This is a genomic window from Desulfovibrio sp. ZJ746 (genome assembly GCF_011039155.1).
Classification (GTDB): Bacteria; Desulfobacterota; Desulfovibrionia; order Desulfovibrionales; family Desulfovibrionaceae; genus Desulfovibrio.
Map to the genome: position 1 here is coordinate 1 of NZ_JAAKEK010000003.1, position 23,158 is coordinate 23,158.

Below are 23,158 nucleotides of genomic sequence, written 5' to 3' on the forward strand. Positions count from 1 at the left end.
ATTCATCGCTGTAGTCGGGGTCGTAAAAGGCACCGTAAAGATTAACGCTCCGTCGCCATATCTTGGACGACCAAGCACCGGCGATTATGTTCCGAATCCCGTCACCCTTCACGCCTCCCATGCTGGGGGAAGTCACGAACCGATAAGTCCTCTAAGCCAGAAGGAGGGCTTATGGAAATAAAGGTATTCGGCGATCTCTTGGCGGAATGGTGGGAGCGGTATCTGGGGCGCGGTTCGGCGAAGTATGCCGCCGAGTGCTGGCGGCGGCTTGAGCGCGAAGTCCTGCCGAAGCTGGGCGACAAGCCTCCCAAAAAAATCACGCCGCCCATGATTTTGCGCATTTTGCGCCGCATCGAGGCAAAGGGCACCTTTGCGTCGGCCCGCAAGGTAAAAAGCCATATTTCGCAGGCCATGCGCTATGGCATCGCCTGCGGCCTCGTCATCAGCGACCCGACCCGCGATCTGGGCTTTGCGCTCACGCCCCATAAATCGCACCCGCGCGCCGCTCTCACCGACCCCACGGCCATTGGCACCTTCATGGCGGCCCTTGAGCGTTTACGCCCGCGCAAGCGCGCGCTGTCGCTCAAGCTGCTCGCCCTGACCTTTGTACGGCCCGGGGAACTGGCGGCCGGGGAATGGGCCGAAGTCTCATGGGACGCGGCCTTGTGGAGGATTCCCGGCGCGCGCATGAAGATGAAGCGCCCGCATATGGTGCCGCTTTCCCGCCAGGCGCTGGAGGTCCTGCGCGAGCTGCACGGCATTACCGGCGCCCATGTCCACATGTTCCCTAGGCACAGGGATACGGCATTGCCGGAAAAGCCCCGCTGTCTTGGCTATGCGCTCCGGCAACTGGGCTATGACGGCGCCACCATGACGCCGCACGGCTGTCGCGCAATGGCCGCGACGACACTCTCCGAGCTGGGCTGGCCCTCGGAGGTGATTGAACGGCAACTGGCGCACACGGACCACAATCAGGTCCGCGCGGCCTACCAACGGGGGGAGCTGATAGAGGAACGGCGCAAGATGATGCAGGCATGGGCCGACTGGCTCGATCTGCGTTGCGCCCGGGCCATCCTGAGCAGATAGGCAATTTTTTGGCAGAGGCGGGGGCGCGGGAGCGCCCCCACCGACGGCCCGTTGCACCGGGCCGCCACGGCCCCACGGACGGCAGTCTCACGTCCGCGAGGTATCCGCCTGCTTACCCTTTGGGAGGGCGCAAGCAGTCTAGCCGGGTACTTCACGGGGCGCAACACTCAACGAGCCATGAGAGAGGATACGACACAGGAAATTCGGTATGGCCAGTGCCACAAGCTGCTGGCCCGGGGCTGGGCGCGCGACGCCCATATCATTCACAAGTGCCCCCGCTGCGGGGCCTACAACACCCTGCGGGCCACGCGCCCCAGCTCCGCGCCGCATGACGGCCTTTCGGAGCCGAAAAATGGCAGGCAAGACTGATGCCCCGAAAATGTTAGGGGCCAATGGTTTCAAGTACCGCGAGCAGTTCGGCGTCATCGTCATCTGTAAAGACGAGGCCGAGCATAAAATCGTCTATGAGCGGCTCAAGGCCCAGGGCTACAAGTGCAAGGTGGTGCGCGTATGATCATCCGCATCCACCATCCGGCCCCGGCGTATGACAGCTACCGCGCCGCGTGCGTCCAGAGCCTGTTTAATGCCGACGGCATCGGCTTTGACCTCGAGGCAGACCTTCCCATTGATACGCCAGAGGCCGCCCCGTGGCAGATCGGCCTAGTGGTCGGCCCTTCCGGCTCCGGCAAGTCCAGCATCGGCGCGCGCATATGGGGCAAGGACGCCCTGCGCGGGGCCGAGCGCTGGCCGTCCGACGTGCCCATCATCGACGCCATTGCGCCGGAAAGCGCCGGTGGAAGCTGGCAGCAGGCCACGGCCGCGCTTTCGGCCGTAGGGCTTGGAGACGTGCCCGCATGGCTTAGGCCGTTTCGCGTCCTGTCCACCGGGCAGAAGTTCCGGGCATCGCTCGCGCGCCTGATTTGTGAGGCTCCGGCCCGGGCCGTGGTCGATGAATTTACCAGCGTTGTGGACCGCCAGACCGCCAAAATAGGCGCGAGCGCCTTTGCCAAGGCATGGCGAGCCACCGGCGCCCAGGTGGTGCTTCTCTCATGCCATTATGATATTGTGGACTGGCTTTGCCCCGACTGGATATTTGATACCGCCGGGGCGGGCTTCCGCTGGACGCGGGGGCGCCTTCGACGCCCAGCCGTCGAGCTCGAAATATGCCAGACAGGCTGGAACTTCTGGCCCCTGTTTGAGCCGCATCACTATCTAAGGCCACCGCACATGGTCGCGGCGACCTGTTATGTGGCCTTTACCGGGGGCGTCCCTGTGGCGCATCTTGCCGTAAGCACCCGCCAGGGCGGCATCGAGGCCCGTGCCGCGCGGCTCGTCGTGCTCCCGGACTGGCAGGGCATAGGCATCGGGACGGCGTTTCTCAACGAGGTGTGCCGCATGTGGCGCACGGGAGAAAACCGCTTTGGCAAGCCCATGCCCACGCTTTTCAACACCTCACACCCCGGGCTGTGCCGCGCCTTGCGCCGCTCGCCGCTCTGGACACAAGTGTCGGCACTCCTGCACGGGAGCAACAAAGCCCGCAGCGCACGGTCCATAACCAACTCACGGACGCGCTCGGGCAGCATTGCAACGCTCGGCAAGGGCTGGGGCTATGGCGGTCACTTCCGCGCCATTCAGGGCTTCCGCTACTTAGGAGAAAAGCAGGAGGTCTAAAAAACAAAAAACCGCCGGGCCAATTTTTCCCCCGGCGGTTTTTTGCGGCTGGATTTGTGCCATTTTATCCGCAAAACGGTGCCAACTTGCGCGCCCGCTTATTGCTTGGCCGCTCCAGCGGAATGGGGCGTGGTTAGAAATAGGTTAGAAAAATGAAAAGGCACTTATGGTTAGAAAACCGTAAGTGCCTGATTTTATTGGTTGCGGGGGCAGGATTTGAACCTACGACCTTCGGGTTATGAGCCCGACGAGCTACCGAACTGCTCCACCCCGCGGCATGTGCTCGTAGATATATACGCTGGCATGAGGGGAGTCAAGGGGAAATTTGCTGAAGGGGAGAGGTGCTCAGGGGCTGACTTGGTAGCGGTTGTGACTCCCTGCATGGGTTAGGCCTGTTGCGGAGTTATGGCAGGGAGTTAATGAGAGGTAATACTTGGGCATGCAGGTGGACACCGTGGAAAATAAAGCGTCCGCAAACAACGTTCCGTGACAGGGTGCTGTCCGCGTATCGTTTAAATTCAGCGGCGGCGCCAAAGGCTGCAACATTCAAGATGGGGGGTGTGCGGGAAAAGGTCAACCGCCGCCAGGCGTTGGAGGGTGTAGGCCGTGGAGAGCTTCGCGGCATCGCGCGCGAGCGTGGCCGGATTGCAGGAGACATACAGGATGTGCTCCGGCGCAAGGTGCAGCAGGGCGCCAAGCGCTGCCGGCGCAAGGCCGCCGCGGGGCGGATCGAGCAGGGCCGTCCCCCAAGTCGGGAGGGTGTGCCCTTTGCCGAGGCCCGGCAGTGGCGCTCCGGCTGCAAGGCGCTTGAGGAGGGCCCCGGCATCGCCAGTGAGATAGCGGCAGCCGCCCAGCCCCGCATCCGCCGCATTGCGTGCGGCAAGGGCGACGGCCCGGCGGTCGCTCTCCATGCCTACTACCGCCCCATAGTCACGGGCGAGGAGTTGCCCGGGCGCGCCCACGCCGCAATACACATCAAGCAGGCCTCGTCCGCCGCCCGGGGGGGCCATGCCCATCACTGTGCGGGCAAGCAGTTCGGCCGCGCCGGTGTTGACCTGAAAGAAGGTGGCCGCATCCAGCGCGAAGGAGCGGCCCGCAAGCGGTAGGTGCAGGAGTGCGGCTTCCGGGTTTTCCGCACCCTCGGCGTCGAGGCAGAGGATGCGGCGCTCCCCGCTCGCCAGCGCGTCATCCCGGCCGCGTTCCTCATGGATGAAGCCGCCCATGCGGCTCGCGCCGCCCAAGGAGAGCAGGCGCTCCCCCATGGCGCGGACGGCGGCGCGTTCGGTCCGGTTCCCGGGGCTCGTCAGGCAAAGCGCCCACCAGCGCGCCTCCGTTTCGCCGGGCAGCCAGCCTTGGCGCAATGCAAGAAAGCGCCAAAAGCCCCGCTCGCCGGTCTTGCCACTCCCGCGCCGTTCCGAAGCGCGCCACGCCGGGAGCCCGCTTTGGGCCGCGGCTTCCTGTGCCACTGCCAAAAGCTCGCGACCCCCGGAAGGCGGAAGGGCACAGTCGGGCGTCGGCACCACATCCGCGCCGCCCCGGCTCCGCTGGCCGAGCACAAGGCCATCCGGCCCTGCGCCAAAGGCAAAGGTCATGCGGTTGCGGAAGCCGGCAAGGCTGGGCGAGGGGAGGGGCGTCTCCCATGCCGCGTCCAGCGCATCCGCATCAAGGCCGCCGATGCGGGCGAGGGCGTCGCGCGCAAGCCGGGTTTTCCATTCCAGCTGGCTCGCATAGGGCATGGCCTGGAGCGGGCACCCGCCGCAGCCCGGGGCGCCCGGGCCGGCGCCCGCGTGCGGGCAGAGCGGCGGCACCGCGTCCGCCGCCGGGCGCAGAACCTCCACAAGCTCCGCCTCCAAGAAGCGCGCCTTGCGGGCCTTCACCCGGCAGCGGACCGTCTGGCCGGGCAGCCCCCCGGCCACAAAGACCGTGAGCCCGCGCTCGCCCGGGCGCGCGGGATCCTTGAGGTGGCCGACGCCGCGCCCGTCGTGGGCCAGGCCGTCAAGCACAAGGTCGAGACAGTCGTGCATGAGCGCGAGCGTAGCACGACGCTTCGCCCGGCGCCAGCGGCGCCGGCCCCGGGCCCGAGGCGCCCGCAATGGCAGCGCCGGCGCGGCCCGGGCATTGACAGAACCCCTCTTTCAGGCTAGCCGTAAGGGATAGGCAGGGCCGTTCCCAGGGCCCGGCGCTCCGCCGCGGAGCCGCGCATGCGGTTTCGCCTCCACACTATTGCCGAGGAGATTCCGGTGAACATTCTCATTTTCGGCCCCAACGGCAGCGGCAAGGGCACCCAGGGCGAACTGCTCAAGCAGAAGTATGACCTGGCGCACATCGAGTCCGGCGCCATCTTCCGCGAACATATCGGTGGCGGCACCGAGCTCGGCAAGAAGGCCAAGGCCTATATCGACCGCGGCGACCTCGTGCCCGACGACATCACCATTCCCATGGTGCTCGAGACCCTGCGCACCAAGGGCGGCAAGGGCTGGCTCCTCGACGGCTTCCCGCGCAACATGGTGCAGGCGCGGAAGCTCTGGGAGGCCCTCCAGAAGGAAGGCATGCCCCTCGACTACGTGGTGGAGATCCAGCTGCCGCGCGAGACCGCGAAAAAGCGCATCATGGGGCGCCGGCTCTGCAAGAACAACAACAATCACCCCAACAACATCTATATCGAGGCCATCAAGCCCAATGGCGACAAGTGCCGCGTGTGCGGCGGCGAGCTTGGGCTGCGCAATGACGACCAGGACGAGGCCGCCATCAACAAGCGCCACGACATTTATTACGACACCAAGGACGGCACCCTGGCCGCAGCCTACTTCTACCGCGACCTCGCGGGCGACGGCAAGACCAGGTACATCGTGCTGGACGGCGAGGGCAGCATCGACGCCATCCGCGAAGCGCTGCTCGCGCAGCTGGATTAACGGCAAAAATCGCGCCGCGCCGTGCGCCTCCCCGGGGCCGCGGTGCGGCGTATTTTTTTGCGGGGGGAGGCATGGCCGTACTCGTCTGCGGGGGCGCGGGCTATATCGGCTCGCACAATGTCCGCGCGCTGCTCGCGGCCGGGCGCGAGGTGGTGGTGGCCGACAACTTCCTCACCGGCCACCGCGAGGCCGTGGCGCCCGGGGCATCTCTCCATGAGATAGACATCCGCGACGCGGACGCCTTGGATGCGGTCTTCGCCGCCCATCGCATAGATGCGGTGCTCCATTTTGCCGCCAGCTCCCTTGTGGGCGAGAGCATGGAGCGGCCGCTCGACTATTTCAACAACAATGTCCTCGGCATGCAGCGCCTGTTGGAGGCCATGCAGCGGCACGTGGTCCGGCGCATCGTTTTTTCCTCTTCCGCCGCGGTCTACGGCGAGCCGGACGCCGTGCCCATCCCCGAGGATGCGCCGCTTTCCCCCACCAACCCCTATGGCGAGAGCAAGCGCATCATGGAGCGCATCATGCACTGGGCGGCGCTGGCCCACGGCATGCGCTTCGTGAGCCTGAGGTATTTCAACGTGGGCGGCGCGTGGCCCGGCGGCGCCATCGGCGAGGACCACCGGCCCGAAAGCCACCTCATCCCGCTCATCCTTCAGGTGCCGCTCGGCCGGCGCCCGCATATCTCCATCTTCGGCACGGATTACCCCACGCCCGACGGCACCTGCGTGCGCGATTACATCGATGTCATGGACCTGGCGGACGCGCACCTGCGCGCCCTCGAGCACCTTGAGCGCGGCGGCGGGAGCCTGGTATGCAACCTCGGCAACGGCAAGGGCTTTTCCGTGCGCGAGATGGTCGAGGCCGCGCGCCGCGTCACCGGGCACGCCATCCCCGTGGTCGAAGGGCCGCGCCGCGCCGGCGACCCGGCCCGGCTCGTGGCGTCGGCGGAGCTCGCCGGGCGCGCTCTGGGCTGGCGCCCCACGCTGGACATCGAGGCCATCATCGCCTCCGCCTGGGAGTGGCACAGAAAGCATCCGCAGGGCTATGGAGCTTGAGTGGCTCCTCTCATAGTACTTGTTTAGGCGCAGGTAAGAAGAGGCTAACTCATTCCCTGCCGCGGTTATCACGTGACGCTGTTGCACTGTGTGATATCCGCCATAGAGAAGGCCATGATGTGATTAGTTATTTAATGAAATTGTAATTAGGGCTCCACCTTGGTATGAATTAGAGGGATTTTTTATGACCAATTTTTCTATACCTTAGTTAAGAAATGAAAGATAATTTCATTTCCTAAAAACAAAAAGATATTCATGGGCGATAAGCAAAAAATTATATTTTATACTATTTGTTTTCCAATAACCAGTTGCTTTACAATTATGTTGTTCTTTAATGATCAGTTCTTTAAGGGTAAATCCAGCTTCCTCAAAAATTTTCATGACTTCGAAAGCCATGGGGATCATGTGTCCCTTTTTGCGCGTATCGCCCATGAGGAGGCAACAAAATTTTTCTGTTTTTAAAACTCTATAACATTCTGCTGCCACCTTTTTCATCTCATCCATGAACGCTTTGCCACTCAAACAGGAGAGATCTTGAGCTGGATCGCCGCCATATTGAATGATGTCGGCATACGGTGGATGGGTACAGATAAGGTCGATGCTGCGATCCTCCAAAAAATCCAGATTTCGTGCGTCCCCCTTTCGGATGACTACACTTCCCATCTCTCTATCACGTTCAAAGTCAACTTTTTCCCTACAACGTGCCAGTGCGGCATCGTTAATATCTACTCCTATTATATTTCTGTTAAGCAATTTTGCTTCGACGAGGGTAGTTCCACCACCAGAAAATTGGTCAAGAACCCAATCATTTTCTTTTGAGTACCTAAGGAGGATGTTGCGCGGAATATATGGGGACCAGTTTCCCCGCCATTTTGCGTCATGTGTGGCCCAATTTCCTCGCTTTGGAAAAGACCAATGTGTTGTTGCCTCCAGCTCAAAATTTTCTGGTTCCCATTTGCGTATGGGGTGAGCCATTATATCATCACCTTTTTGATAATATTATTTTCTAAATCTGTTATATTGTAGATATGAGGCATCACGTCAAATGTTTCTTCAAGATTGTTTTTGGCACTCTGCCATCCTTTGCCGTCAGTAAACCAGATAAAAGTGAAACCATTAATCAAGTTGGCTTCCAAAGCCAAGGTTTTATAGCTTCTGGCAGTTTCATTGAGCTTGCTGCCGCCACTCCCATAAAAATTAGTTTCAATTCCGTAAATCATGTTATCCGTTTTGACGACGAAATCGAATCGTTTTTCCATTTTACCTGAGTTTGATATTGCTGTAAGATCTATATTCCATTTATCTGTTATTTGATGAATATACATTTCTTTAAAGTAATTTAGCCCTTTGGTAAATCCCGCTTTTGCAATAAAGCCCTCCACTAAATCTTCCATAAGGTGGCCGCCACGATTCTTACGGCCATTTGAATCCAGGCCAGTCTCGACGCCTGTGGCATAATCCACTAAATTGTTTACTATATGATGTTCCAGCAAATTAAATAATCCTGTCTTTTTCATAAAATTAGCATACATTTCGACAGGTAGGCACCTAAAGTTATGAAGATGCTTAATATCAAAGTTGAATAAATGTCCACCTTCCTTATCCTGACAGTATATTTCATTTGTCCTTACCGCTAAGAGAAGGGGAACACACTTTAGCGTCTCAGGATATTTCAAAATCAGTTTTTCAAAGTCCTTTTCGATATTTTTTGAACCAATGAGAGAATTAAGAATATTTAGTTCAACTTTTACCTGATCAACATTTGCGTAGACTTTTTCAAAGTCGATATAATACCCATAATCTGCAATACTGTTTCGAAAATCAGAAAACCATGCGTTAAAATCTCGTTCGTGCATCTACCTTCTCCTTTTTGATAAAGTTAGCATAAAAAATATTTTAGCCATCTCTTCCGAAAATATAAAAGAACAGAAGGAGAGAAATTTATTGTAAAAAGTAAAACTCATGCAAAATTTGAAATTAATAATTCTTTGATTTTCCCCCGCGAATTTCGATTAGAGTTAATCATTCGGTTGGCAGCTACACGCTTAATGGAATATGCCGAATACATTTTATCAAAAAAATTATCTTTTTTATCTATATTCTTCGGATCAGAATTACTAATGACGATTTTTGCACCTTTTTGATGCAAATTATTTACAAAATTTGCAAGGTTCTGTTGTTCTGTATCATTAAATGAAGCATATGTATAGCCTGTAAAATTTGATGTAGCGTTCAGAGGTCGATAAGGAGGGTCAAAGTAGACAAAGGTTTTATCGTCTATAAATTCAGCAGACCTCTTGTAATCTTGGCACATAATGGTTACATTTTGCAATTTTTCTGATACAATCCGAAGGTTATCTTCATCACAAATGAGAGGAGATTTATAATCCCCAAATGGAACATTGAATATACCTTTTTTATTCACACGGAATAACCCATTAAAACATGTCTTATTGAGAAAAATCATCAATGCTGATTTTTCTATGTTTTGTGATGAGGATCCGATTTTTATTTCATTAAAATAATTTCTTTTTTGTATAAAAAACTCTTTCCGATCAGGTTGGTTCAGAGTGAGAAATTGTTTTTCAATTAGATGGAGTTTAGCTATCAAATTTTCTACGTTATCCCGGATTACACAATATGTATTAATAAGTTCAGAATTAATATCACTAACATAAACTTCTTCTAACTTATATTTGTTTAAAATATCAAATAATACGGCGCCCCCTCCAACAAAAGGTTCTGCGTATTTTTTTATATTATTTTGTTCAAAAGGATAATAGTGTGCGATTTCGTTGAGAAGTTGTCCCTTGCCTCCAGCCCATTTTAAGAAGGGTTTTGCCTTTCGGCCACCTTTATCCTGGGAGACGAAATTTTTTGATGGTTTCAGGATGTCGTTGTACATAGGCTGCGGTTCCTGTGCTGGACTGAAATAGGTCGCGTGTGTCACATGGGATGCCGAGCGCAAGCCATTCTGCAAGGCTAGGTAAGCCAAGCTTCCGTGTCACTGCGTGGTCTTTTCATTTGTGTCTTGCGCTCCCTACCAGTCCAGCGTGGCCTTGAAGGCCCGGGCGAGGTCGTCCACCTTTTCTGCAAGCACCGTGCTGTCGCCGCTTTTCAGGGTGAGCGCGCCCGTGCCCGTCACCGTGCCGATGCGGCGGCAGACCTGCCACATGCCGAGCGCGTCCAGGAGCGGCGCGAGGTCGGGGCGCACGCTCACCACAAGGCGGCTCGCGCTCTCGCTGTAGAGCAGCTCGAAGCGGCTCATGGGCTCGAGGGCCGGCACGGCGTCGAGGTCGATGTCCGCGCCGAGGCGGCCGCCGATGCACATTTCGGCAAGCGCCACGGCGAGGCCGCCGTCAGAGCAGTCATGGCAGGCCGAGAGCGCGCGCTGGCCCATAAGCGCGTGGAGGCCGCGGTAGCGGGCAAGGGCGCTCGCCGCGTCCACCCGGGGCACGAGGCCGCCGGAAAGGCCGAGCTCCGAAGCCGCCTCGCTCCCCGCCATCTCCCGCCAGGTGCCACCGAGCAGGTAGATGAAGTCGCCCTCGCGCTTGAAGTCCGAGGTCTGCGCGGCCGTGACATTTCGGATGACGCCGATGACCGAGAAGAGCACCGTGGGCGGGATGGAGATGCGCTCGCCGCCGCCGAGGTAGTCGTTCTTCATGGAGTCCTTGCCGGAGATACAGGGCAGCCCGAACGCCAGCGAGAACTGGCGCAGGGCCCAACAGGCGCGCACGAGCTGGGCGAGCTTGTAGCGGCCCTCGGCATTGGCCTCGGTCCACACCGGGTCGCACCAGCAGAAGTTGTCCACGCCGGCGAGCGCGTCCGGGTCGCCGCCCACGGCCACAGCGTTGCGGATGGCCTCGTCCATGGCGTTGGCCATCATCCAATAGGTGTCATAGTCGCTGAACTTGGGGCAGATGCCGTGGCTGAGCACGAGGCCCGCGTCCGACTCCAGCAGCGGCCGCAGCACGGCCGCGTCGCCCGGGCCGTCGCGCAGCGCGCCCACCAGGGGCTTGATGACGCTGCCGCCGCGCACCTCGTGGTCATACTGGCGGATGATGTATTCCTTGGAGCAGATATTGAGGCGCCCAAGCATCTTCCTGAGGAAGGCGCCCTCGTCGCCCCCCGCGCCCTCCATGCGGATGTCGGGGAAGGCCGGGCGCTTCCACACGGCCTCGAGGTGCAGCTGCGGCACGCCGTCATGGAGAAAGGCCATGTCGAGCAGGGCCACGGTGCGGCCCGCATAGCGCACCTCGAACACGCCCGACTCGGTGAACTCCCCGAGCGCCGTGGCCTCCACGTCCATGCGCTTCGCAAGTTCGAGAAATTCGTCGAGCTTCGCCGGCGGCACGGCCACGGTCATGCGCTCCTGCGCCTCGGAGAGCAGCACCTCCCACGGGAGCAGCCCGTCATACTTGAGCGGCGCGCGGTCGATGTGCAGCACGCAGCCGCCCGTGTCCTCGGCCATCTCGCCCACCGAGGAGGAGAGCCCGCCCGCGCCGTTGTCCGTGATGGCGTTGTAGAGCCCCTTGTCGCGCGCCTTGAGCAGGAAGTCGTACATCTTGCGCTGGGTGATGGGGTCGCCGATTTGCACGGCCGTGGCCGGCGAGCCCTCGTGCAGCTCCTCCGAGGAGAAGGTGGCGCCGTGGATGCCGTCCTTGCCGATGCGGCCGCCCACCATGACCACCGCGTCGCCGGGCTCCGCCTTCTTTTCCCAGCCTGGCCGGCCGCAGACATCGGTGGGCAGCAGGCCCACGGTGCCGCAAAACACCAGCGGCTTGCCGAGATAGCGCTCGTCAAAGACGAGGGAGCCGTTGACCGTGGGGATGCCCGACTTGTTGCCGCCGTGCTCAACGCCCTCGCGCACGCCCTCGAGCACGCGGCGCGGGTGCAAAAGGCGCGGCGGCAGCTCCTTGGCGTAGAAGGGCGAGGCGAAGCAGAAAACATCGGTATTGCAGATGAGCTCCGCGCCCATGCCCGTGCCCATGGGGTCGCGGTTGACGCCCACGATGCCCGTGAGCGCGCCCCCGTAGGGGTCCAGCGCGGAGGGGCTGTTGTGCGTCTCCACCTTGATGCAGGCGTCGTAGCCGTTGATGAAGGCGATGACCCCCGCGTTGTCCTTGAAGACGGACTTGCAATAGTCCCTGTCGCCCAGGCGCTCGCGCAGGATGGCCGTGGCGTCGCGGATGCAGGTCTTGTAGAGGTTGTCCACCCGCTCGTGGCGCCCCGTGTCCTCGTCCGTATAGTCGATGGCCGAGGCGAAGATCTTGTGCTTGCAGTGCTCGGACCATGTCTGCGCGAGGGCCTCCATCTCCACGTCCGTGGGGTCGGCGGGAAGGCCCGCCTCGGCGCGGGCGCCCGCGATGTCGGGCCTTGTGAAGTGGTCGCGGATGGCGTGGAGCTCGTCAAGGTTGAGCGCCCAGGTGTTGGCGCGGCTGGCGGCCAGAAGTTCCGCGTCGCTCATGGTGGAGAGCGGCACCACGGCCACATCCGCGCGCGCCTCGCCCGTCACGCGGGCGGCCTGCGGCGGGAAGTCCGGCTCCTTGGCCCACTCGGCCGCGCTCTTGATGCGGAAGCGCTGGATGAGCGTATTGCAGAGCAGGTCGCGGGCGATGGTCTCCACCTGCTCCCGGTCGAGCGGCGAGGCCGCGTCGTTGCGGATGCGGTACTGGAGCGCCGTGTAGACGGCGAGGCTTTCGCGCGGGATGCCGAGCACCATGGCGGCCGTGTCGCGCGCGGTGCGGCCCTCGTTGTCGGTCACGCCGGGGCGGAAGCCGACCTCGATATACCAGTCCGGCAGGGGCGCGAGCGGCGGGAGGGTGCCCAGGGCCGCGCGCTGGAGGATGGGGTCGTGCCAGACGGCGTCCTCGAGCAGGCGGCAGGCCTGGGCCTCGGTGAGGCCGTCGGCGGTGAAGACCTTGACAAGGCGCACCTGCCCCACGGCAAGGCCCAGGGCCGCGCGGATGCGCTCCGCCACCTTGCGCCCCTGAACGTCCTCCAGGCCGGGCTTCGGCCCCGCTTCCAGACGGTAGAGCATGGCTCCTCCTTTGCTCGCTTTTCCGTTCCCGGCGTGGGCCCGGGATTTTTGCTTCTCAGTGCCGGCGGTCGCGGACATAGTCCGCCATTTCCATGAGCACCCGGCGCTCCGGGCCGCCGGGCAGGCGCAAAAGCGCCGCCCGCGCGGCCTTGAGGTAGTCCCCGGCCTCCTCGCGGGCGCGGCGGTCAAAGCCGCCCTCGCGCACGCGCAGGGAGATCTCGGCCGCGTCCGCCGCGCTCATGAGCCCGCACACGAAAGCCGCGTCAAAGGCCGCGCGCTCGTTTTCGGCAAGGTCCAGCCGGTAGAAGCGCAGGGGCGGCGTGAGCTTGCCCTCGCGCACATCGCCGCCCGTGGGCTTGCCTGTCTCCTCCTCGGGCGCGAAATCCAGCGCGTCGTCCACGATCTGGAAGGCCATGCCGAGATTTTCGCCATAGGCCGCGGCCGCTGCCACCGCGTCGGGCCCGGCGTTGGCCGCCAGCGCCCCGAGCTCGCAGGAGGCCGCGATGAGCGCCGCCGTCTTGCCGCGCACGATGGCCGCGTATTCCTCCGCGCTCACGTCCACCCGGCGCTGGGCCGCCAGTTCCAGTATCGCGCCGGCCGCGGTCTCGCTGGTGGCGTTGGAGAAGCAAAGGCACAGGCGCGGGTCGCCAAAGGCCGCCACCTGGGCGTTGGCCCCGGAGAGCAGGGCGTCACCCGCCAGGATGGCCTGGGCCACGCCGAACTCCGTATGCGCGGCCGGCTTGCCGCGCCTGTTGGCCGCGTCGTCGAGCACGTCGTCATGGAGCAGGGTGGCCGCGTGGAGCATTTCCATCGTCACGGCGAGGTCATAGATGCGTTCGCCCGTATCGCCCAGAAGGCGCGCCATGAGAACCGTGAGGAAGGGCCTAAGGCGCTTGCCGCCGGCCTCGAGGATGTGGCGCGCCACAGGGCGCACGGGCTCCGGCAGCCGGCCGGCCGCGCGGGCGAGGGCCGCGTTCACGGCCGGGAGCTCCTCTGCGAGGCGCTGCTTCAAAAGCGTTTCAGCCATGGCTTCACCGTTCTCCTTGCCGCCCCCCAGACGGCCGCTGCTCAGGCCAGCCCGAGCGCGGGCAGCACGCCGGCCAGCGCGGCGAGCGCGCCGGGAAAGTCCTTTTCGTCCGCCGCGCGCGGGCCCACCTTGTTGGAGACCGCCCGCACCTCCACGCAGGGCACGCCGGCCCGGGCGCAGGCATAGGCCACGGCGAAGCCCTCCATGTTTTCGAGCTCCGCGCGGTGGCGGTTGGCCATCTCCCGCGCGCGGGCAAAGCTGGCGCTGACCCCGGCCACGGTGAGCGAGCGCCGGGGCTGGAAGGCGCCGGGCGCGGGCTCGCGGGCGCCGAGCGCCCCCGCGGGTGCCAGCCTTACGCGGTCATACACATCTTCGGGCGCGCCGTCTGCCTTGCGCCACTGGGGATGGCTGAAGGCCCGCGCTGTGACGGAACTGCCGTCATTGAGGCCGTATTCGGGCCAGATTTCCTCCTCGACGAGGCACAGGGCGCGCAAGGGCGTTGCTGCAAGGTCAAAGGCGCCGGCAAGCCCCACATTGAGCACCGCGCCGATGCGCAGCCCACCTCCGGCCGGCTGGCCGTCCTCCCCGCCGCTTCCGCTGGTGAGGCCGAAGCAGAAGCCCATGGCGAGGGACGCGTTGACCGGCCCCACGCCGGTGACGCAGAAGAGCGCCGGCCGCCCCTTGAGCCGCGCGGGCACGGGCGTGAGCTCGGCGAGTTCGCCCTCCCGGTGCGCAAGCCCGGGCGCCGTGGCGGCCAGTTCGGCAGCGGTGGCCGCGCAGACGAGCAGGGCTCCCTGCGGCACCCTAGAGCCTCCAGTACTCCACCCCGGCCTCGCGCATGGCCGCCGGGTCATAGAGCGACTTCACGTCCAGCACCACCCCGCGCTCAGGGTCGGCCATGCGGGCGCGCAGGTCTTCCGGCGTCAGCGCCGCGTAGGCCTTGTGCGGCACGGCGAGCACGATGGCGTCGAGGTCCTTGAGCTCGGAAAGCGGCACCAGTCGCTGCCCGTATTCGCGCAGGGCCTCGTCCGCGTCGGCCTCGGCGTCGGTGACGAGGGTGGTGACGCCGTAATCCTCCAGCTCGCGGATGACATCGACCACGCGGGTATTGCGCAGGTCGGGCACGTTCTCCTTGAAGGTGAAGCCGAGGATGCCCACGCGCGCGCCGTTGACCTTGGCCCCGCGCCGGATGAGCTGCTTGACCGCGCATTCGGCCACATACTTGCCCATGTTGTCGTTGATGCGGCGCCCTGCCAGGATGACCTCGGGGTGGAAGCCCAGCTCCTCGGCCTTGAAGGTGAGGTAGTAGGGGTCCACGCCGATGCAGTGGCCGCCCACGAGGCCCGGCCGGAAGGGCAGGAAGTTCCACTTGCTGCCCGCGGCCTCCAGCACCTCGAGGGTGTCGATGCCCATGCGGTCGAAGATGATGGCGAGCTCGTTCATGAGCGCGATGTTGAGGTCGCGCTGGGTGTTCTCGATGACCTTGGCGGCCTCGGCCACCTTGATGCTCGAGGCGCGGTGGATGCCGGCCGTCACCACGGAGCCGTAAATCCTGGCCAGAAGCTCGGCCGTGGCCGGGTCCGAGCCGGAGACGATCTTGGTGATGGTGGCAAGCGTGTGCACCTTGTCGCCGGGGTTGATGCGCTCCGGCGAATAGCCCACGGTGAAGCCCGCGCCAAGCGCAAGGCCCGACTCGCGCTCGAGGATGGGCACGCAGACCTCTTCGGTGAGGCCCGGATAGACCGTGGATTCGTAGACGACCACGCAGCCCTTGCTCATGTGTTTGCCCACGGTGGTGCTGGCGCCCACCACGGGCGTGAGGTCGGGGGAGCGGTGCCGGTCGATGGGCGTGGGCACGGCCACGATGATGACCGCGGCCTCGGCCAGGGCCGCCGGGTCGGACGTGTAGCGCACCTGGGCAGCCGCGAGGGCCGCGTCGTCCACCTCGCGGGTGCGGTCGTGCCCGGCCGCGAGCTCGGCCACGCGGGCGGCGTTGATGTCAAAGCCGATGACATCCATATGGCGCGAGAGCGCCACGGCGAGCGGCAGGCCCACATAGCCGAGGCCCACCACGGCCAGCGGCCGCTTGCGCGCTTCCAGTTCCTCAAACGTGATCATGTCCCATCCCCTGCCGGGCTTTGGGCGCCCGGGGCTTTACAAAAACGGGATTTTCCCGCACCAAGGGGCATGCACCTCGACTTGCCCCTCCTGCTCCGCGCCGTGGGCCTGGCCCTGGTTTTCGAGGGCCTTGTCTGGGCGCTCACTCCCGGCGGCATGCGCCGGGCCATGCGGCGCCTTCTGCGCGAGCCGGACGCGGCCCTGCGCGCAGCCGGCATGGCCGCCATGGCGGCAGGGCTCTTCCTCGTCTGGCTCGCCGCGTAGCGCCGTCAGGCGCCCTTTTCCCCCACATGCAGGCACACGATGCCCGAAGTGAGCTTCCTGTACCACACGCGCGCAAAGCCGGCCTCGCGCATCTCGCCTGCCAGCTCCTCCGCCGTGGGGAAGGCGCGGATGCTCTCGGCGAGATAGCCGTAGGCGCCGTCGCGCGAAAAGGCCCTGCCCACCAGCGGCAGCAGGTGGTTCAGGTAGGCGTTGTAGACGCCGCCCCAGATGCGCTCCCTGCCCGAGCCGAATTCCAGGATGCAGGCCCGGCCCCCGGGCCGGAGCACGCGGAGCATCTCCGCGAAGGCCGCCCCGCGGGGCGCGATGTTGCGGATGCCGAAGGCCATGGTGAGGCAGTGGGCCGCGCCATCCCGGACGGGAAGGCGCCGCGCGTCCGCCGCCACGGGCAGGATGCGCGCGAGGTTTGCCCCCTTGAGCTTGCGACGCCCGCGGGCCAGCATGGGCGGGCAGAAATCCAAGGCCGCCACCGTGCCCTTGGGCGCCTCGCGGCGCAGGGCGAGCGCCACGTCCAGCGTGCCGGCGGCGAGGTCGAGGGCGAGGCCGTCGCCGGGACTTGCGCTCTTTGCGAGCACGCGGCGCCAGTGCTGGTCGATGCCCAGGCTCAAAAGGCGGTTCAGGAAGTCATACCACGAGGCGATGCGGCCGAACATGCCGGCGACGGCGGCATCATGGCCCGGGCCGCCCCCCGGCTGCGGCAGCCCCTGCGCGTCGTTCATTCGCGCTCCCCGGCGGGGCGGCGGGGCGCCGTGCGGGCGCCGTCCCCGCGCAGGCTTGCGCCCTCGCGGACATTGCCGCCGGCCGCCCCGTCAGCGCCGGCGGCCTGCGCGCCGGACTGGGCGATGGCCCGGGCCACCACGCCGTAGACCGCCGGGAAGATCTCCGCGAAATTTCCCGGCGAGACCGTGCGCGTCTCGATGAACTTGGCGGTCAGTTCCTTGGCGACCTGAAGAGCTTCCCTGCTGTCCTTGTCCACGGCTTGTGCCATCCGCCCGGCATATACCGGGGAAAAAACCCGTCCTTGGGGAATGGCCGCGGGACCCACAGCGGGTCGCGCACCTGGACGGGGAAAAGAACGGAAACGAGAGCCCCCGCCCTTTTTGTCGTTGCATGTTGGCCCCGGCCGTAGCGAGGCCCGAGGCGCCCCGCGGCGAGCCCGGGGCCGGCCGAGCATAGGCGTTCGGCGCCTGCTTGGCAAGCGGGCGCCCCGGCCCTAGCCCCCGGCGAGGCGGCTGATCTCTTCGCGCAGGATGCGCGCCACGGCGCTGGCCGCCGCCTTGCCCACCTCTTCGTTGAAGCGGGGCTCGAGGTTGTCGAGCCGTTCCTCGATGGCGTCCATGCGCGCGAGCAGGCTTTTTTGCCGCGTCTCGAGGGTGGCGAGGCGGCCCTCGAGCCCTTCGGGCATGTGCGCGGGCGGCGGCGTATCCTTGAGCGCCTGCCCCACCGAGGAGGCGATGAGCGCCGCAAAGCCGTTGTGCAGGGGGCTGCCCTCGCGCAGGAGGTCGCCCAGTGAGACGGAATCGGCGGCGGAATGTTCCAGCGCCTCGATGCGCGCGCGGGCGGCGGCGAGGTCGGCCTCGCACTGGCGCAGGCGCTCGCCGAGGGCGCCGGCCAGGGCGGCGAAATCCTCGGTGGCGGCGAGCAGGGCCGAGGCCGGCACGGTGGCGGCTTCGGCAGCCGGCGCCGCCTGTTCTTCGGGGGCCGCCTGTGCCTCGGCGCCGGTTTCGGGTTCCGCAGCCGCTTCTGGCGCGGCCGCTTCGGGCTCGGGGGCCACTTCCGGTGCGGCCGCCTCGGGCTCGGGCGCCGCTTCTTCAAAACCGGGAGCTTCCCCGGGCGCTCTATCCGCGGGCTCGGCCATGGCTTCTGCGCCCATGGCTGCCTCGTCTGCGGGCGCCACGAACGCGGCTTGGGCTGCCGCGGCAGCCTCAAGCTTCGGCTCCGGCATGGCGGCGGGCGCCTCCACTTCAGGCAGCGGTGCCTCCTCGACTTCGGGCGGCAGCGCCTCCTCGGCCGGGGCGCCCGGAAGCTCCGGTTCGTCCGCCGGCGGCATCTCGGTAAATTCGGCTTCGATGGGCGCCAGGTCTTCTGCAGGTTCTGGCGCAGACGCGGGCTCTGGCGCGGTTTCGGGCGCCGCGGCCTCCACGGTGAGGGCCGTTTCTTCCACTATCGAGGCGTGTTCCACCACGGCGGCCGGGGTCTCGGGTTCCGGGGCCGGTTCCGGCGCAGGCTCAGGGGCGGCCTCGGCTTGCGGCGCTGCCGCCGCCATCAGGTCCTCGAAGGAGGGCGCGGCGGCCTCGGGAACCGGTGCCGGGGCTTGGGGCGCGGCCGCCTTTTCGGCGTCCAGCGAGGTGAGCAGGCTGGCGAGGTCGGCCTCGAGGCCCGGCTCGCCAGGCGCGGGGACGGAAGCCGGCGCGGGCTGCGGGGCAAGGGCCGGGTCGCCGAGAAGGGCGTCGAGATCCGCCTCCAGATCGGGCGCCGCCGGCGCTTCGGCCTTGGGCGCCGCCGGCATGGTGGCGGCGGCAAGCAGGTCTTCCACGCTGGGTGCGCCTGCGGGCGCGGCCGGCGGCGGGGGCGGCGTTGGGGCTGTGCCCCCGAGCAGTTCGTCCATGGCCGCGTCGAGATCCTGCAACATGCTGTCTGAGGCTTCAGCCACAGCCGCCGGGCTCGCGGGGGCGGCGGGTGGCGGCGTGGGCGCGCTCCCGCCGAGCAGTTCGTCCATGGCCGCGTCAAGGTCTTGCGGCATGGCGGCGTGCGGCGCGGCAGCCGGGGGCGCCTGGGGTGGCGTCGCCGTGGCGGCGCTTTCATGGGGCTGCGGCGGAATGTCGAGCGAGGCCAGCAGGTTGTCGATGTCGCCCATGTCGGACATGTCGAGCTGCTCGTTGGGGTCGACCACCGGGGCGGCGCCGGGGGCCGGGCCGTCCAGCGGCGCGGCCGGGCCCTTGCTGAAGCTCGCGCCGTCGCTGGCGTCCATCTGGGCGAGCAGGGCTTCTATTTCCGCATCTTCGTTGTCGGGCTGCGCGCCGGCGTCGGCGGCGGGCGCGGCGTCGCCCCTTTCGATGAGCTCGGTGAGGTCGATGATGTCTTCCGCGTTCTCTTCAGGAACGGGGGCGTTATGGGCGGCCATGGCAACCTCGCGGTTTGCGTGCGTACGCGGCCGCGCGGACGCGGCGGGCGCAGGGCGGCTTGCCCGGGCCTGCGAGGCGCCGGGCAGTCGCTCTAGAGAACGGCAAAAAACTGTATCAGTTTATGCCGCGCGGCGCAAATAGTGGCCGGCGCCGGGCCGTCCTGAACGCCGCCCCCTAGGGATGGCACTTGGACTTGGAGCAGCCCGTCAGTTCCTTCTTCAGGTCCGGCTTTTCCTCGGCGACCTTGGTGTGGCAGGCGAGGCAGGTCTGGTGGCGCAGGTCGGCGCCCTTGTTGTGGACCACGAAGTAGAGGCTCTTTTCGCCCTTCTTGGCGGTGAGGTCGTCATGGCAGCCCGAGGTGGCGCACTTCTGGAAGTTGGCCTCGCCGTTGACCTTGTGGTGGCAGACCACGCACTCCACCTTGGCGTGGGCCGAATGCGGGAACATGACGGTCTTCTTGGAGCCCTTGAACTCGATGGGGCCTTCGGGCACCGCCGGCGTGGCCGTGGCGTGGGCGCTCACGGCGCCGAAGGCGCAGAGGGCCAGCACGGCGAGGAAGAGGCTGATCCGCATGGGCATCTCCTTGGGCGCGTCGCGCCGTTTGTGGAAGGCTTTGTTATACTTTTGAGCTGGTGATGCGGCTGTGCTGCATCTGTAATGCCGAAATTATCCGTCAAAAACAGCCTTGCTCCAGCCGTTGCGACGAAGGAAGCTACGGATGGAGACAGCAATCAGTTACCCCTGCAGCCCGTCAACCCAGCCGCTGTCGCTATCCGTAAGGCTCGCAAGCTCGCCAACGGCTAGCGCTTCGGCGCTGGCTGCGTCAGAGAAAAATTTCCTCGGTCGAGTACTTAAGTACACTCCCTTCGGAAATTTTTATCTTCCTTGCTTCAGCCGTTGCGACGAAGGACGCTACGGATGAAGACAGCGGTTAGTTACCGCGCTGGTCAGCCAACGCTGCCACTGTCGCTATCCGTGCTCCAGCCGTTGCGACGCAGGAAGCTACGGATGGAGACAGCAGTTAGGTAACGCGGCAATCATTCAACGAAACCGCTGTCGCCATCCGTATGGCTCGCAAGCTCGCCGACGGCTGGCGCAAGGCTCGCAGCCTCGCCAACGGCTAGCGCGCCAGCGCCGAAAAATCTTATTTTTTAGGATTCTTCCGGCACCAGCACCCGTCTTCCGCTTCGCTCCAGACGGAATTAAGGAAGGTCTCTTAACTGCTTTGTATAACGTAACCTCGCAAAAAACCGTGCGAAAAATCCACTTACTTTCCGAGCTTCAGACCCGGGGCGAAGGCCGGCGCGGTGAAGATCACGGCGTCGGCGCTGGCGCTCTCCGCCGGGTTGCTCGAGACGATGCGCACTTCCTTTTTCTCCGGGTGGATGGCGAGGCTCGTGGAGAGCAGGTTCTGCCCCTCGTCCCGCCCGGGCAACAGGATCTGCCCGATGGGGAAGCCGTTGGGGTTGAAGATGAGCACGCGCCCCTGCGACATCATGGCCACATAGACATTGCCGTCCGCGTCCACGCGCATGGAGTCCGGCCCGCGCCCGGTGAACCGGTAGGGGATGTGCGAGCGGAAGGGCACGATCTTGGTGGCGTCCTTCACCGTGGTCTTGTGGAGCTGCTCGCGGGCGTATTCCGTGGCCCAGATGACGGAATCGTCCGGGGAGAGGGCCACGCCGTTGGCCTGCGCCATGTCCGGGATGACCAGGGTGAGCGCGCCGTCGGGCGCGCGGTAGACGATGCCGCCGCCAGTGACGGTGCTCGAGCCCTTGCAGTCGCTGAAATAGAGGCCGCCCTTGCCGTCAAAGACAAGGTCATTGGGGAGATACCCCTGCTCCGCGCCCACGATGACCTCGGGCCGCCCCCCGGCGTCGGCAACGGCGAGGATGGAGCCGGCGCTCCCCTCGGGGTTTTTCACCGCCATGAAGAGACGGCCGTCCGGCCCGAAGGCCAGCCCGCACGGGGCGAGGCCGTCCAGCACCACATGGTCGGAGAGCTCGTTTTCCGGCGTGAGCTTCCGCACCTTGCCGCCGGTGACATCGCAGAAATAGAGGTTGCCCTCGCGGTCGAACACCGCCCCCTCGAGGATGTGGCGATCGCTGTTCACCACCTTGAGCGGGCTGGCCTCCACGCTTTGCAGGCCCTGCTCGGGGAGCGGGATGGGGGCCGGCGTTGCCGCGCGGCCCTCGTAGCTGAAGGCGTCCGCGGCGCGGGCCGGGGGGGCAAAGGCGATCAGGACGAGACAGGAAAATGCGGCACAGAAGAGCTTCATCGGTTCCCCCGAAGGTGCGGTCTTGGATATATCAGCATGGGGCCGGGCCCCGGCAAGGACCAAAATATGCAATCAATGGCCCTTTTCGTTCAAATGCCGGGCGCCCGTCAGCGGCGCCGGCCCCCGGAAAGCGGCAGGACGCAGCGGCCGCGCCCCAATAAGCGCAGAGAGCCGCGGATGATCAGGAAGACGGCGAACAGCACGGCGCAGAAGAGATGGCAGAGCTTGAAGCCGGCGTAGGCGCCGCCGTAGATGGAAACATCCTCGAGGTTGTGCAGGATGAGGATGAGGCCGCTCACGCCGAGCAGGGTCACGAGCAGGCAGCGCAGGCGCCCCCAGCGGCTCAGGCGGAAGCGGCCCGCGCTCTCCGCGAACCAGATGACCCCGGCATAGGCCGCCAGCAGGAGCAGCGCGGCCGCCGCCCAGTAGTGGATGACCGTGGGCGAGGTGTTCCAGGTGTCGATGAGCCCGTAGCGGTAGGCCACGGGCAGGTGCGCGAAGCCGCTCACAAGGGCCGTGAGCACGGCCGCGTTCCAGAGAAAGAGGATGAAGGTGGAAAAGAGCGGGCCGCGGTCTTTCATGGGCGCCGTCCTTTCTGGCGGTCGCGCCAGAGGCGCAGGCACGCGAGCCCGGCCCCGGCCAGCGGCGCGGCCAGCACCCAGCCGAGCAGGTCATTCTCCTTCGTCATGGTCGCGCCGGGGGGGCGCAAGCTCGGGCGCCCCACGCCGATCTGGTCCTGCCTGAGCAATTCCACCTCGATGTCGCGGAAGGTGAGCTCCGACACATAGAGGGTATTGGTGCCGCCGTTGATGGTGCGGCCATAGATGTCGCCCTTGCGCTCGGCCGCGAGCTTTTCGGCCAGGGCGAACATCTTGGCCCTGGGGCCGAAATGCTGCGCCTTGCGCGGGCAGGCGCTCACGCAGGCCGGAGGCTGGCCCTCGGCCAGCAGGTCCTGGCAATAGTCGCACTTGAAGACCTGGCCATTGCCGAGATAGCGCGGCGCGAGGTCGAGATAGATGCCCACGCCCGACTGCCGGCGCGGGATCATCCACGGGCAGAAACGGATACAGCGGCCGTCGCCGATGCAGAAATTTTCATCCACATAGACCGCGCCCGTGGCCCGCTGGCGCGCGGCGCCGGCCGGGCAGAGGTTGACGCAGGGCGGGTTCACGCACTGCATGCAGCGCCGCGGCAGGAAGACCCGCCGCGTGGCCCCGCCGGTGCGGATGGTGCACGACTGGATGTAGAGCCAGTTGTAGGGCGTGAGGCAATCGGTGACATCACGCCGGTCGGACCAGTCCTGGATGCGCACCGAGGGCGGATAGGGCTGCGGGATGGGATGCACGGGCAGCGGCACCCGGGCGAGGTTGCGCGCCCGGCAGGCGCTCACGCAGGCCCCGCAGCCGTTGCAGGCGTCCACGTCGATGACGGTGGCCATGGTGGCCGGCCCCGCCGCCGCGCGGGCCGGTGCAGGAGCTGCGGCCAATGCGCCCGCCGCAAGGGCGGCCGCGCCCTGAAGAAAACGGCGGCGCAGGGGCTGGAAGGGGCTGTGCATGCTTGG

Annotated in this window: 22 protein-coding genes and 1 tRNA gene; 7 read left to right on the forward strand and 16 right to left on the reverse strand. The window is 64.5% G+C overall.

What is annotated here, in order from left to right; translation table 11 throughout:
• The first annotated feature begins 171 nt into the window (after positions 1–171).
• From G7Y54_RS06030 to G7Y54_RS06045, 4 genes are all read left to right on the forward strand, one after another.
• Positions 172–1,086, forward strand: a complete 915-nt coding sequence (locus G7Y54_RS06030; RefSeq protein WP_165079263.1) for a site-specific integrase — start codon at positions 172–174, stop codon at positions 1,084–1,086.
• Between the two features lie 177 nt (positions 1,087–1,263).
• Positions 1,264–1,455 carry a Com family DNA-binding transcriptional regulator gene (locus G7Y54_RS06035; protein WP_165079264.1) on the forward strand — a complete coding sequence of 64 codons (192 nt, stop codon included), beginning with the start codon at positions 1,264–1,266 and terminating at the stop codon, positions 1,453–1,455.
• Complete coding sequence (locus G7Y54_RS06040; protein ID WP_165079261.1) at positions 1,439–1,600, forward strand: hypothetical protein; 162 nt, start codon at positions 1,439–1,441, stop codon at positions 1,598–1,600. The genes G7Y54_RS06035 and G7Y54_RS06040 overlap by 17 nt, the downstream gene beginning before the upstream one ends.
• On the forward strand, positions 1,597–2,757 hold the full coding sequence (locus tag G7Y54_RS06045; RefSeq protein ID WP_165079265.1) for a GNAT family N-acetyltransferase: 1,161 nt from the start codon (positions 1,597–1,599) through the stop codon (positions 2,755–2,757). The genes G7Y54_RS06040 and G7Y54_RS06045 overlap by 4 nt, the downstream gene beginning before the upstream one ends.
• A 198-nt stretch (positions 2,758–2,955) precedes the next feature.
• Here the strand turns inward: G7Y54_RS06045 and G7Y54_RS06050 are convergent.
• Positions 2,956–3,032, reverse strand: a tRNA-Met gene (locus G7Y54_RS06050).
• 243 nt (positions 3,033–3,275) lie between these two features.
• Positions 3,276–4,781 carry a TRAM domain-containing protein gene (locus G7Y54_RS06055; RefSeq protein WP_165079266.1) on the reverse strand — a complete coding sequence of 502 codons (1,506 nt, stop codon included), beginning with the start codon at positions 4,779–4,781 and terminating at the stop codon, positions 3,276–3,278.
• Positions 4,782–4,997: 216 nt separating this feature from the next.
• Between G7Y54_RS06055 and G7Y54_RS06060 the strand changes: the two genes are divergently transcribed.
• Both G7Y54_RS06060 and galE read left to right on the forward strand, forming a co-directional pair.
• A complete protein-coding gene (locus tag G7Y54_RS06060) occupies positions 4,998–5,669 on the forward strand; it encodes an adenylate kinase (protein ID WP_165079267.1) in 672 nt (223 codons plus the stop codon).
• Between the two features lie 71 nt (positions 5,670–5,740).
• A complete protein-coding gene (galE, locus tag G7Y54_RS06065; RefSeq protein ID WP_165079268.1) occupies positions 5,741–6,727 on the forward strand; it encodes a UDP-glucose 4-epimerase GalE in 987 nt (328 codons plus the stop codon).
• Positions 6,728–6,955: 228 nt separating this feature from the next.
• Here the strand turns inward: galE and G7Y54_RS06070 are convergent, their stop codons facing one another.
• The 7 genes from G7Y54_RS06070 to G7Y54_RS06100 form a co-directional block, all read right to left on the reverse strand.
• A complete protein-coding gene (locus tag G7Y54_RS06070) occupies positions 6,956–7,702 on the reverse strand; it encodes a DNA methyltransferase (RefSeq protein ID WP_165079269.1) in 747 nt (248 codons plus the stop codon).
• Positions 7,702–8,583 carry a type II restriction endonuclease gene (locus G7Y54_RS06075; RefSeq protein WP_165079270.1) on the reverse strand — a complete coding sequence of 294 codons (882 nt, stop codon included), beginning with the start codon at positions 8,581–8,583 and terminating at the stop codon, positions 7,702–7,704. The genes G7Y54_RS06070 and G7Y54_RS06075 overlap by 1 nt, the downstream gene beginning before the upstream one ends.
• A gap of 104 nt (positions 8,584–8,687) precedes the next feature.
• Positions 8,688–9,632 (reverse strand): DNA adenine methylase, encoded by a 945-nt coding sequence (locus tag G7Y54_RS06080; protein WP_165079271.1) that lies wholly within the window; start codon positions 9,630–9,632, stop codon positions 8,688–8,690.
• Positions 9,633–9,767: 135 nt separating this feature from the next.
• Positions 9,768–12,767, reverse strand: a complete 3,000-nt coding sequence (locus tag G7Y54_RS06085) for an AIR synthase-related protein (RefSeq protein ID WP_165079272.1) — start codon at positions 12,765–12,767, stop codon at positions 9,768–9,770.
• 55 nt (positions 12,768–12,822) lie between these two features.
• Entirely contained in the window at positions 12,823–13,794 is a 972-nt protein-coding gene (locus tag G7Y54_RS06090; RefSeq protein WP_165079273.1) for a polyprenyl synthetase family protein, read from the reverse strand.
• A 41-nt stretch (positions 13,795–13,835) separates the two neighbouring features.
• A complete protein-coding gene (gene mqnB, locus G7Y54_RS06095; protein ID WP_241159459.1) occupies positions 13,836–14,597 on the reverse strand; it encodes a futalosine hydrolase in 762 nt (253 codons plus the stop codon).
• Between the two features lies 1 nt (position 14,598).
• Positions 14,599–15,912: a nucleotide sugar dehydrogenase gene (locus G7Y54_RS06100; RefSeq protein WP_165079275.1), complete on the reverse strand. Its 1,314-nt coding sequence runs from the start codon at positions 15,910–15,912 to the stop codon at positions 14,599–14,601.
• Positions 15,913–15,981: 69 nt separating this feature from the next.
• On the opposite strand from G7Y54_RS06100, the gene G7Y54_RS06105 reads away from it, so the two are divergent.
• On the forward strand, positions 15,982–16,176 hold the full coding sequence (locus G7Y54_RS06105; RefSeq protein WP_165079276.1) for a DUF2065 family protein: 195 nt from the start codon (positions 15,982–15,984) through the stop codon (positions 16,174–16,176).
• Positions 16,177–16,181: 5 nt separating this feature from the next.
• Here the strand turns inward: G7Y54_RS06105 and G7Y54_RS06110 are convergent, their stop codons facing one another.
• The 7 genes from G7Y54_RS06110 to G7Y54_RS06140 form a co-directional block, all read right to left on the reverse strand.
• The gene (locus G7Y54_RS06110) at positions 16,182–16,913 is read right to left on the reverse strand and encodes a ubiquinone/menaquinone biosynthesis methyltransferase (RefSeq protein ID WP_165079277.1); all 732 of its coding nucleotides are present in this window, start codon (positions 16,911–16,913) and stop codon (positions 16,182–16,184) included.
• Entirely contained in the window at positions 16,910–17,170 is a 261-nt protein-coding gene (locus G7Y54_RS06115) for a hypothetical protein (RefSeq protein ID WP_165080204.1), read from the reverse strand. The genes G7Y54_RS06110 and G7Y54_RS06115 overlap by 4 nt, the downstream gene beginning before the upstream one ends.
• Before the next feature lie 237 nt (positions 17,171–17,407).
• Entirely contained in the window at positions 17,408–19,318 is a 1,911-nt protein-coding gene (locus G7Y54_RS06120; protein WP_165079278.1) for a hypothetical protein, read from the reverse strand.
• A 175-nt stretch (positions 19,319–19,493) separates the two neighbouring features.
• Complete coding sequence (locus G7Y54_RS06125) at positions 19,494–19,892, reverse strand: cytochrome c3 family protein (protein ID WP_165079279.1); 399 nt, start codon at positions 19,890–19,892, stop codon at positions 19,494–19,496.
• A gap of 694 nt (positions 19,893–20,586) precedes the next feature.
• Positions 20,587–21,597: an SMP-30/gluconolactonase/LRE family protein gene (locus G7Y54_RS06130; protein WP_165078415.1), complete on the reverse strand. Its 1,011-nt coding sequence runs from the start codon at positions 21,595–21,597 to the stop codon at positions 20,587–20,589.
• A gap of 107 nt (positions 21,598–21,704) precedes the next feature.
• Positions 21,705–22,178, reverse strand: a complete 474-nt coding sequence (locus G7Y54_RS06135) for a FeS-binding protein (RefSeq protein WP_165078416.1) — start codon at positions 22,176–22,178, stop codon at positions 21,705–21,707.
• Complete coding sequence (locus G7Y54_RS06140) at positions 22,175–23,152, reverse strand: 4Fe-4S dicluster domain-containing protein (RefSeq protein WP_165078417.1); 978 nt, start codon at positions 23,150–23,152, stop codon at positions 22,175–22,177. The genes G7Y54_RS06135 and G7Y54_RS06140 overlap by 4 nt, the downstream gene beginning before the upstream one ends.
• Positions 23,153–23,158 lie beyond the last annotated feature (6 nt).

Excerpts from the sequence above, each read along its gene's own strand:
- G7Y54_RS06030 (WP_165079263.1), top strand. The coding sequence starts at position 172 with ATGGAAATAAAGGTATTCGGCGATCTCTTGGCGGAATGGTGGGAGCGG.
- G7Y54_RS06035 (WP_165079264.1), top strand. The coding sequence starts at position 1,264 with ATGAGAGAGGATACGACACAGGAAATTCGGTATGGCCAGTGCCACAAG.
- G7Y54_RS06040 (WP_165079261.1), top strand. The coding sequence starts at position 1,439 with ATGGCAGGCAAGACTGATGCCCCGAAAATGTTAGGGGCCAATGGTTTC.
- G7Y54_RS06045 (WP_165079265.1), top strand. The coding sequence starts at position 1,597 with ATGATCATCCGCATCCACCATCCGGCCCCGGCGTATGACAGCTACCGC.
- G7Y54_RS06055 (WP_165079266.1), bottom strand. The coding sequence starts at position 4,781 with ATGCACGACTGTCTCGACCTTGTGCTTGACGGCCTGGCCCACGACGGG.
- galE (WP_165079268.1), top strand. The coding sequence starts at position 5,741 with ATGGCCGTACTCGTCTGCGGGGGCGCGGGCTATATCGGCTCGCACAAT.
- G7Y54_RS06070 (WP_165079269.1), bottom strand. The coding sequence starts at position 7,702 with ATGGCTCACCCCATACGCAAATGGGAACCAGAAAATTTTGAGCTGGAG.
- G7Y54_RS06075 (WP_165079270.1), bottom strand. The coding sequence starts at position 8,583 with ATGCACGAACGAGATTTTAACGCATGGTTTTCTGATTTTCGAAACAGT.
- G7Y54_RS06080 (WP_165079271.1), bottom strand. The coding sequence starts at position 9,632 with ATGTACAACGACATCCTGAAACCATCAAAAAATTTCGTCTCCCAGGAT.
- G7Y54_RS06085 (WP_165079272.1), bottom strand. The coding sequence starts at position 12,767 with ATGCTCTACCGTCTGGAAGCGGGGCCGAAGCCCGGCCTGGAGGACGTT.
- G7Y54_RS06090 (WP_165079273.1), bottom strand. The coding sequence starts at position 13,794 with ATGGCTGAAACGCTTTTGAAGCAGCGCCTCGCAGAGGAGCTCCCGGCC.
- G7Y54_RS06100 (WP_165079275.1), bottom strand. The coding sequence starts at position 15,912 with ATGATCACGTTTGAGGAACTGGAAGCGCGCAAGCGGCCGCTGGCCGTG.
- G7Y54_RS06105 (WP_165079276.1), top strand. The coding sequence starts at position 15,982 with ATGCACCTCGACTTGCCCCTCCTGCTCCGCGCCGTGGGCCTGGCCCTG.
- G7Y54_RS06110 (WP_165079277.1), bottom strand. The coding sequence starts at position 16,913 with ATGAACGACGCGCAGGGGCTGCCGCAGCCGGGGGGCGGCCCGGGCCAT.
- G7Y54_RS06120 (WP_165079278.1), bottom strand. The coding sequence starts at position 19,318 with ATGGCCGCCCATAACGCCCCCGTTCCTGAAGAGAACGCGGAAGACATC.
- G7Y54_RS06125 (WP_165079279.1), bottom strand. The coding sequence starts at position 19,892 with ATGCGGATCAGCCTCTTCCTCGCCGTGCTGGCCCTCTGCGCCTTCGGC.
- G7Y54_RS06130 (WP_165078415.1), bottom strand. The coding sequence starts at position 21,597 with ATGAAGCTCTTCTGTGCCGCATTTTCCTGTCTCGTCCTGATCGCCTTT.
- G7Y54_RS06135 (WP_165078416.1), bottom strand. The coding sequence starts at position 22,178 with ATGAAAGACCGCGGCCCGCTCTTTTCCACCTTCATCCTCTTTCTCTGG.
- G7Y54_RS06140 (WP_165078417.1), bottom strand. The coding sequence starts at position 23,152 with ATGCACAGCCCCTTCCAGCCCCTGCGCCGCCGTTTTCTTCAGGGCGCG.